This is a genomic window from Arthrobacter sp. H20 (assembly GCF_000520515.1).
Lineage (GTDB): Bacteria > Actinomycetota > Actinomycetes > Actinomycetales > Micrococcaceae > Arthrobacter_D.
Map to the genome: position 1 here is coordinate 167,086 of NZ_KI914723.1, position 1,056 is coordinate 168,141.

Annotated in this window: 2 protein-coding genes; both read right to left on the minus strand. The window is 61.9% G+C overall.

Annotated features, from left to right (window positions below; translation table 11 throughout):
* Positions 1-95 precede the first annotated feature (95 nt).
* A complete protein-coding gene (locus Y703_RS0107745) occupies positions 96-623 on the minus strand; it encodes a DUF421 domain-containing protein (protein WP_026552252.1) in 528 nt (175 codons plus the stop codon).
* Positions 624-797: 174 nt separating this feature from the next.
* Positions 798-1,056 (minus strand): VOC family protein (locus tag Y703_RS18630; RefSeq protein WP_035764192.1); only part of this gene is annotated, 259 nt, incomplete at its 5' end.

Below are 1,056 nucleotides of genomic sequence, written 5' to 3' on the forward strand. Positions count from 1 at the left end.
CCCCATCGGCTTGTCGAGCCGACGGGCGAACTCGTCGGCTGCGCGTAGACGATCGGGGAGTGGGGGACTGGTGGCTGGAATGCCTTCAGGGGAAGTCATGGCGTGTTGTGCGGGTGCCAGTTCGCCACACCGTCGAGGGCAGATCCGCTGCCGATTCTACTGTTCGGAATGACACTGATGGTGCCGTTTGTCTCCAGCACAACTGCTGCGATATCTGCGACATCGCCTGAGCCTGTGCTACGGATCGCCTGGAGCACCTCTGATTCCGTCAGACGGTTCTTCCGCAGCTGGGCGTGCTGCAGAGTCCCGCCGATAACCAGGGTCACTGGCTTGGCGGTGACAATGGAGCGCACCCGCGGCCACCGTGCGGACAACCAGGCAACTATGAACTGGAGGGAGGCTAGCAACGCGAGGGCAGTAAACCCTTCGACGAAGCTGACGTCGGCGCTGAGGAGGATAGTCGCAAGGGTGGATCCGAGGGCAACTGTGACAATGAAGTCGAAAGCGTTCAGCTGTCCGAGGGTTCGTTTGCCGGACGCACGCAGAACCACCACCAGGGCGGCGTACGACACCGATCCAATGATGAGCACCCGCAAAATCTGTTCCCACGACTCAAACCACATAGGACAATGGTTTCACACTGGGGCTTGCCGTCAGAGGAGGGGAACCAGTGGGGAGAGGTTTCCTGGCCCCTGGAAGGCTTCCAGAAGCTGTTAGTTGACATAATGTAGATTATCGGCGTTAAACCACCTGAAGTGGCAACGGGCCGGACTCGACCAAGCGTCAGGAACGCTAACTCATGCCCCTGCCACGATCACGATCTCGTTTCCTTCGGGGTCGGCGATCCGCCAGCGATCCTCCGACTCGTGAAGGAGGCGACCACCGGCTGCGACGGTCGTTGCCAGGCGCGTCCGCGCGAGGTCCGACGGCACAGCTAGCTCGAAGTGGATCCGGTTGCGCTGGCGGCGCCGCTCGGTCTCCGAAGCGTCGATCTCCTGGAACACCAGCACCGGGTTCAGCCGCCGCGGATCGCGGATGTCGCTGATCCCGGCTCGC

Coding starts and splice junctions, on each gene's coding strand:
- Y703_RS0107745 (WP_026552252.1), bottom strand. CDS start 623: ATGTGGTTTGAGTCGTGGGAACAGATTTTGCGGGTGCTCATCATTGGA.